Here is a 7,853-nt window from a genome sequence, read left to right as displayed (position 1 = left end):
GCCCAGGCATTGTGAAACATACTGTATGTGCTGGCGATCGCCGCAATATTCCAGTCGCTGAGGTCCTGGTTGAAAGACCGAGCGCCTGAAAACATGAAGCTCAGGTCGCGCGCGTTGGAGATATCCCATGCGCTGAGATCCTGGTCGAACGAGCGCGTACGCCGGAACATGCTAACCAGGTTTCTGACGTTGGACACGTCCCACGCCCCGATGTCTTGATCAAACGTCTCCGACTCGGAGAACATGTCGCGCATGGTGGCAACGCTCGACACGTTCCAGCTCCCAATGTCTTGGTTGAACGCGTCGGCTCCGGCGAACATGGCCGTCATGGAGTTCACATTAGAGACATCCCACCTGCCGATATCCTGGTTGAACGAGACGGCGTTCATGAACATGCCATCCATCGTCTCGACGCTGGAGACGGTCCAATCGCTAATATCGCGGTTGAAGTCGGCAGCCCCGGCAAACATAGCAGCCATTGACCGTACGTTAGAGACCTCCCACCCGTTAAGGTGCTGATTGAAGAGGGAGGCGTTCATAAACAGGCCAGACATATCCTCTACGCCCGAGACATCCCACCCACCAATTGGTTGATCGAAAGAGGCTGCTTCGGCAAACATCACCGACATGTCTCTGACCGAAGAGACGTCCCAGTCTCCAATGGGAGCATTAAACGAGGTGGCTTCCAAAAACATGCCCCGTGTAGACGTAACGCGAGATAGATCGGGCACATCGTCGGCATGCACCGTCAGGTGGCGTGCACCGGCAAATGCGTTTTCCATGCTGTGCCACGCGATAGCTCCCCACTGTTCCACTGTCCGAAGCTTTTGCGCGTTAGAACGGCTCCCTCTGCTGGACGGGTCGTGGCGAGAGGCATCCAGATAGATCTGGGGAAAGCTGCCCTGAATGGATACGGTATAGGTGCCTGGGGCTGCGTAGGTATGCGTCGGGTTGGGATCGATGCCGGTAACGGTTTCGCGGGTGCCGTCTCCCCAGTCAATAACGAAGTTGTAGGTGGCCTGTGGCGCCGTGGGGATTGTGACCGATAACGCGGGGCCAGCTACCTCCCAGGTGGTGACAAACGCTTCAGCAGGCTGCGCCTTCGATACGGGCGACATACCAGTAAGCAGAGCGATCACTGCAAAAACAAGCAAGCTACGCATAGTTCAGAAATCAGGTGGAACGCGATAGTCAACAAGAGCAGATGATGAAAGATATGTGATAGGCGCCATCATGTCCACCAGCATATCGAAACAGTGCCTGGAGCGTAGGCACGCGAGCGGGAGGCACTGTCGTCATGCGAAATGCATGGCAGATGCAGTTAGCCGTTTGGATGTACTGGGTATCACGCTACCGCATAGGGGCCGTGCTATGTTTGGCTTGGCGAGACTACCGAAACCGAGGAGGAATGCGGAGCAATCTGGAAGCCGGTGTGTCGTCAAAGGCGTTGCTTGCAAGGGCAACGGGGGGGACGTACCAGGATCGAACGTCTTGGTTGAACGACTCGGCTCCCGAAAACATGAATCCCATTTTGACCACGCTGTCAAGCTGCCAGCTCCGCAAGTTCTGGTTGAACGACGCTGTTTTACTGAACATCCGGGTCATATTCCTGACGTTCGATACGTCCCAGCCACTGATATCCTGGTTGAATGCTTCAGCTTCTGCAAACATAGCGCGCATGTTGCGCACCGAAGAGACGTCCCAGTCTCCAATGCTTTGGTTAAACGACTCGGTGCCTGCGAACATAGCTGTCATTTGGGTTACTGCAGAGACGTCCCAGTCGCGGATATCCTGATTGAACGATGCTGCATGCATAAACATCCCCGACATGTCTTCGACGCTGGAGACATCCCAGGCTCCGATGTCTTGGTTAAAGGCACCAGCCTCTGCGAAGAGCGCGCGCATGTTCGTGACATTGGAAACATCCCAATCGCTAATATCCTGGTTGAACGACGCTGCATGCATGAACAGCCCCGACATATCCTCTACATTGGAAACGTCCCATTCGCCTATATCGGCGTTAAACGAGAAGGCCCGTGCAAATGTGGCCGACATGCTCTCGACGTTCGAGACGTCCCAATGACCGATGCTGTCATTGAAAAACGCAGCGCCCGCAAACATGCGATCCATCGACGAGACGCGCGACAGGTTAGGGGCGTCGTCTGCGTCAGAGGTCAGATACACCGCTCCAGCGAAGGCGTCTTCCATGCTTAGCCATTCGACAGTTCCCCACTGTTCGATGGTCTGTAGTTTGCGCGCGTTCACCGGATCCCCTTCGCCAAATGGCGGCATGGGGCTGGCGTTAAAGTAGATGCGGGGAAATACGCCTGTAATCACGACAGTATGTACGCCCGGCGTATCGTAGGTGTGCTCAGGCCGCGGATCAATGCCTCTGACCGACTCGGTCGTTCCGTCGCCCCAGCTGATCGTGAAGTCATATGCGGTGCTTGGAGACGTCGGAATAAAAATGGATTCCTCTGCCTCCGTGGTCACCCATGTGGTCACGAAGGCATCTTCGCTCTGTGCCACAGAAGAGGTGCACGCGAATGCAAATATAAGCGCGCAGCAAAGAAGAAGTTTGTGCGTAAGTGAGGTCGTCATTATGACCGCCTGTACTTTTGGGGAGTTATTTTGTAAACCAATGATACAAAACTACGCACCTTGTGTCAAGTGTCGACCATGTCGCTTTTGGAGCATAAGAGACCCAGAAAGGGATGAGATCCAACGTCTGATCGTTTAGTATGCAAGCGAGGTAATGGTTTGACACGTGGGGCGAAAACCCTTTTCAGTCAGAGGAGAGGCATACATCTGGACAACGAGCAGGAAAGCGCACGTCTAAAATAATTTACCCCACGTCTCTAACCCACCATTCCATCGTATCAAGAGAGATAAGACACCGTCGAACTTTGTTCTCTCTACAACTAACTGGGTATAAATGACCCAATCACACTCGCCAGCTATTGGACAATCTACCAATATTGGGCTATGGCTCCTGCTTCACAAGAAGTAGATACAAGAGACCTACAATTAGAGTAGAAATATACTACATCAGGCAGAAAAGAGGTGGGGAGTGGGGGGCGGCTAAGTGACAAGGCTAAGTGACAAGGCTAAGTGACAAGGCTATTGGACACCGCGGCTTCGCCTTATTCGAACCGCTTCTCTCTATATTCCGCTACGCTCCATCATATTTGGTGGTGGAAGGAGGTCAAGTAGCTTTTCCTGCCAGGACCAGCCCTCCACGTAGCGTCCAGATATTGAACCACCGCCCAACATAATCCAACCCGGCCCAGACGGGCGCTGCCCCTTTTGGCATGTCGCCCGCAGGAACGAACGTCCATGGTGTTACGGTAGGTGATGCAAAACCAGCTTCACAGAGGTGCGCACGGGCTTCTTCGGCCGTAAGGCGCCGGTCGGTTTTGAGGTGACGCGTGGGAATACGGAGCAGGGGAGCTACCCAGCGATACCATGCGTATCCGCCATTCAGTGTAAGGGCGACGAAGCGTCCACCTGGACGCAGCACGCGGTGTACGCTCTGCATCACCGATGCCGGGTCTATCATGTGCTCCAGCGCACCCACGCAGATCACGCGGTCGACGCTATCGCGGTCGATTGTAGAAAGGGTGCGTGCGTCATCCACCCGAAATGAGAGAGGGGTGTCGTAGGACGCAGCACGGGCGGCGCGCTGTGCCGACGCTACCATGGCGGGCGATACGTCAATCCCGATACCTTTTCGAATGTTGGGAGCAAGCATGCGCAGGTGGTTCCCATCGCCACATCCCAGATCGAGTACGGTGTCGGATGAGGTGAAGCGTCCGTGCTGTCGGAGCAGCCGAACGCGGTATTGGATCAGCACATCGGGGGAGCCATGCTGCTCGGTGTTATCCGGAGCAAACCGGTTGAAGAACGTGCGTACATCGGCGATGGACTCAACGGGCTTGGGCGTAGGGGGCATATGGCGCAGTGCCTACAAAAGCAGTACGAGCTTCAAACGACATGTATGCGCACGCTACGACGACGGTTGCGGATTGAAAAACGACGGCATGCGTCCGTGAAACGCCCACACGAAATACGGGAGGAAGGACGCCACCAAGCCGCCCACCGCCACCCACACGATGCCGTACGTCCAATCGGGTAGCGGAAGGAACGGCAGCAAGATGGCCACCATCATGAACACATACAGATAGCGGGCAGCCGGGGTGCGTGGTTCGGTGGCGTCCGGCGGATCTCCCAGGTGCAGGCATAGCGCAAACAGGTAGCGTAACACGCCGGCCAACACAACCAGCGCAGCCATCCCTTGCAGAAACATGGCAAGCAGGCAGAGCACGAGCAACGCGAATGCATCCACTTCTTTGTCGAAGAACGCCCCGAACGCAGACGCTTCTCCCGTGCGGCGAGCGAGCCAGCCGTCGAATCCGTCAAGCAGGAAGAGCACGCCTGCAAGACCTGCGAGAGCGAGATGCGCATCGCCGGGCGACCACGGCCAGAGAGCCAACATCAGCACTCCGACCAGCCGCAGGGCGGTGACTGCGTTGGCCGCGCCAAAGCGTCCTGAGGGCGTCCATTCGGAGCGGAAGGCGACGATGAACGCGACAAACGATAGCACACCGACAGCTACGACAGGACCCATCGACTGCAGCGCAAAGCTTCCGGAAGCGCCTGCGAGAAGCAACACAGCGTGCAGCGCGGCAAAGCGCGTCAGGCGATTATTCAGGGTCGACCGGGCAGAAGGAGCCATGATTAGGCACGGGCGGCTGGGTGTGGCGAAATCCATTCGGACATGCACTAAGGTGTCGCATCCCGTAGGCCGAATGCAAGTGAGCAACGCAACGAGGTCGGCACGCTTGATACAGACCGGGCACAGCCTTATGTTAACACCTGTTGAAGTATTTGGGATAGTAATCTATTCCTGCACCAAGCGACTTATCTGTAGGCGATTCTCATATATAGTATTGCTTGCAGGCAGGTGCCTCTTCTTACCTGTCTTTGAACAACTCTACGTGACCTTTATGGCTCTTGTACACCCTCCAATCAACCCGAAAAACATTACGCCCAGGGCAGAAGGGACTGTCTATGAGGCACTCCGCAACCAGCTCGACGACGACTATGAGATCATCTACTCGCAGGATTTTTCGTATCGCAACCACAACAATCATCGGCGCTTCGGAGAAGCCGACTTTGTTGTCTGGCATCCGCATCAGGGGCTGCTCGTGCTCGAAGTGAAGGGGGGCGTTCGATTGAGAAGCAGCCCGATGGCACCTGGCGGTCGCAGCGTCATGACGACGGGACGTGGAATACGATCAGAGATCCATTCGCGCAGGCTCAGTCGGCGATGCATGCGCTCAAAGATGAGCTGACGGAACGGATGAGAGAGGGCAAGATCGATATTCCCCACGCGTTTGCCAGCGTGTTTCCGGATGCGGAGCTAAATGGGGAGATGCCAGTTGGGCATCCGCCTGAAACGTGTATAGACGCACGAGCTATGAAGCAACTTAACAGTGCCGTGAAGGGCGCATTGCGAGCGGTGGCTACCCCGTTTGCAGAGCTCGACTCCAGAGCACAGCAGAAACGCATGGCCAACCTACAAACAGTGTGGAATGAGCTTACGCATACGTTTCGGATGATCCCCGCAGGCGATATTGAGGGAGCATCAACACGAAAAGCCACTATTGAGCAGGGGCGCGAGCTGTACCATCAGCTTACCGAGGAGCAGGCTGCGCTTTATTACGAAACGCTTCAGGCAAATCCCCGCGTGCTGGTGCGGGGGCCTGCGGGCACCGGAAAAACGCTGCTTGCAGAGAATCGGGCCAAGCAGTTGGCTCGTGAAGGAAAGAAAACGCTCTTGCTCTGCTATAACCGTCTGCTTGCCCAGCATCTGTCGGAGCAGACCCGCGATATCGATAACCTCGATACCTACTACTTCCATGAGATCATCGAAACGAACATCATTCATACTGCCCGCCGCCGGATGCCTGACCGGCCCGATGCCGCGTTTTGGGTCGAAGAAAGTTCGGACCTATTGCTTGAAATCACTGGAGAAGGAGTGATTCAATACGACGCGTTGGTAGTTGACGAAGCGCAAGACATCTACCCGAACTGGTGGGATGCGCTGCAATTCCTGCTTACCGAAGACCCCAATGTGTATGTGTTTGCCGATGTCCATCAAAACATCTATGGTCCGCAGTTGAGTGTAGACACTGCATGGGATGATATGCCTCTCGTTCGCATTACCCGAAACTGCCGAGCAACGCAGCGTGTGGCCGAGTATGCAGCAACCATGCGTGGTGTAACGCCTCTGCACCATCATCCAAGTCTCGGTAAAGGGGTAGACGTTGAAGAGCACACGTACAAAAACGCAGACGAGCAGGCCGAAATGCTGGATACGCTGGTACGCGATCTGCGTACCGACGGCTTTGAGGCCGACCAGATCATCTTGCTGGCGATGCATAGCAAGAAAAACACAGCGCTTGCAGATACAGAACGTCTGGGGGGATATGAGCTCAAGTCATTTGATCTGGAAGACCCGCCTACAAATCAAGAACTGTCATATAGTACGGCACAGCGCTTCAAAGGGCTGGATGCGCCGGTCGTGATCGTGTACGGGCTGGACGCAGACTGCGACTACGCCACGCATCTCAACTTTATGTATGTGGCCTGCACGCGAGCGCAGGATTGTCTTCACGTCATGCATCAGGAAGACTGGGCTCCGCCGAATCCTCCTGAATCTGGTGGGGATGGGAGCGTGGCGTAGGAGCGCGACTCTACGAGATATGCGAGGCGCTCTACACCGCTCGCACATGCCCCTCGGGCCCGGCGTTTAGCACGGGCGTCTCCCCGATATGCTCTTCGATGGTCCAGCTTCCGTGGATGTGTCCGCACACCACCAGGCGTGGCGACGTGCGCTGAATCGCATCGCGCAGGGCCGTGCTGCCGAGTGAGCGTCCGCGGGAGTCGCGGTCGGCGGCACCCTTCGGCGGGGAGTGCGACACCAGCACCGCGTTGTCGGGACAGTCCGTAAGAAGCTCTGCGGCCTGCTGCTCGGTGAAATCCCAGCTCCATGCACCGAAGGGCGTCACCGGAATGCCGCCGCCGATGCCATAGAACGGGACGCCCTGCAGCGTTACGCCACTGCCATGAAGCACATGGGCCGCTTCCCAATTGGCACACGCTTGCTGAAGCTCCTCTGCGCTCTCCGCGTTGCCGGGCACAAGCACCATGGGCGTATCGATCTCCGAAAGAATGCCGATGGTGCGATCGAGCCCGCGCCGCATATCGCAGAAGTCGCCAGCGCCCACAACAATGTCTACCTCAAGCGCACGGGCTACGAGATGGCGAGCTGCGCTACGGTCGCTATGGATATCACTTACACAGAGCAGGTCGGGCATAGGTCAAGAATGTCATAAGAGGGATGCGAAACGGGATGTCATAGACACAGGCTGTATCCGACAAACAACGCGCAGTTCAGGACCGGAGCGCCAGCTGTACGTAGAGCCAGCTTCTTCACAAAAACACAGATAAACACTCGTTTTACCTGCTTGAGACAGAGATTGACACGCATAGACAAGCGGATGACGCCCAGGGGATCACTGAAGAGGCCGACGACATCAACGGCGAAAATAGCACAACGGTGGTCTACCTCGATGGCCGGACGGGCGGGAATATCACAACAGACACCGTGCTCGACGGGCTCGTGCTGCTGCGCGAGAACAACGCCAGCGATGGCGGCCTTGCGTTCGACCGCACGGGCGAAGCCCCCGCCGACCCGATGGGCGAGCTGCCCGATAACGTCGCGCCGTTTACGTGGACGGTCACCTCCGGGCTCGATACCGCCCCCAGCTACGACCTGCTGCTCTCTA

The 7,853-nt window shown here is 56.5% G+C and carries 8 protein-coding genes; 3 read left to right on the top strand and 5 right to left on the bottom strand.

Annotated elements, in window-relative coordinates; translation table 11 throughout:
- The 4 genes from PPP56_RS07870 to PPP56_RS07855 form a co-directional block, all read right to left on the bottom strand.
- The coding region (locus tag PPP56_RS07870; protein WP_353563492.1) for a BspA family leucine-rich repeat surface protein at positions 1-1,163 on the bottom strand (1,163 nt) is incomplete at its 3' end.
- A 226-nt stretch (positions 1,164-1,389) separates the two neighbouring features.
- A complete protein-coding gene (locus PPP56_RS07865) occupies positions 1,390-2,529 on the bottom strand; it encodes a BspA family leucine-rich repeat surface protein (RefSeq protein ID WP_353563491.1) in 1,140 nt (379 codons plus the stop codon).
- A gap of 676 nt (positions 2,530-3,205) precedes the next feature.
- The gene (locus tag PPP56_RS07860; protein ID WP_353563490.1) at positions 3,206-3,952 is read right to left on the bottom strand and encodes a class I SAM-dependent methyltransferase; all 747 of its coding nucleotides are present in this window, start codon (positions 3,950-3,952) and stop codon (positions 3,206-3,208) included.
- Between the two features lie 54 nt (positions 3,953-4,006).
- Positions 4,007-4,735 (bottom strand): CDP-alcohol phosphatidyltransferase family protein, encoded by a 729-nt coding sequence (locus PPP56_RS07855; protein WP_353563489.1) that lies wholly within the window; start codon positions 4,733-4,735, stop codon positions 4,007-4,009.
- Positions 4,736-5,006: 271 nt separating this feature from the next.
- Here PPP56_RS07855 and PPP56_RS07850 point away from each other — a divergent pair, with 271 nt between their 5' ends.
- Complete coding sequence (locus tag PPP56_RS07850) at positions 5,007-5,354, top strand: NERD domain-containing protein (RefSeq protein ID WP_353563488.1); 348 nt, start codon at positions 5,007-5,009, stop codon at positions 5,352-5,354.
- A gap of 125 nt (positions 5,355-5,479) precedes the next feature.
- Positions 5,480-6,748, top strand: a complete 1,269-nt coding sequence (locus PPP56_RS07845) for an AAA family ATPase (RefSeq protein WP_353563487.1) — start codon at positions 5,480-5,482, stop codon at positions 6,746-6,748.
- A gap of 31 nt (positions 6,749-6,779) precedes the next feature.
- Here the strand turns inward: PPP56_RS07845 and PPP56_RS07840 are convergent, their stop codons facing one another.
- Positions 6,780-7,382, bottom strand: a complete 603-nt coding sequence (locus PPP56_RS07840) for a metallophosphoesterase family protein (protein ID WP_353563486.1) — start codon at positions 7,380-7,382, stop codon at positions 6,780-6,782.
- Positions 7,383-7,624: 242 nt separating this feature from the next.
- Between PPP56_RS07840 and PPP56_RS07835 the strand changes: the two genes are divergently transcribed.
- Positions 7,625-7,853: hypothetical protein (locus PPP56_RS07835; protein WP_353563485.1), on the top strand; the 229-nt coding region annotated here is incomplete at its 3' end.

This window comes from Longimonas sp. (assembly GCF_040409695.1).
GTDB lineage: Bacteria > Bacteroidota > Rhodothermia > Rhodothermales > Salinibacteraceae > Longimonas.
The sequence above is the reverse complement of the archived record's forward strand: the minus strand, read 5'-3'. Positions and strand labels throughout refer to the sequence as shown.

What these genes read in the sequence shown, in the direction of transcription:
- PPP56_RS07845 (WP_353563487.1), top strand. Translation starts at nt 5,480, where the DNA reads ATGAAGCAACTTAACAGTGCCGTGAAGGGCGCATTGCGAGCGGTGGCT.
- PPP56_RS07860 (WP_353563490.1), bottom strand. Translation starts at nt 3,952, where the DNA reads ATGCCCCCTACGCCCAAGCCCGTTGAGTCCATCGCCGATGTACGCACG.
- PPP56_RS07840 (WP_353563486.1), bottom strand. Translation starts at nt 7,382, where the DNA reads ATGCCCGACCTGCTCTGTGTAAGTGATATCCATAGCGACCGTAGCGCA.
- PPP56_RS07850 (WP_353563488.1), top strand. Translation starts at nt 5,007, where the DNA reads ATGGCTCTTGTACACCCTCCAATCAACCCGAAAAACATTACGCCCAGG.
- PPP56_RS07855 (WP_353563489.1), bottom strand. Translation starts at nt 4,735, where the DNA reads ATGGCTCCTTCTGCCCGGTCGACCCTGAATAATCGCCTGACGCGCTTT.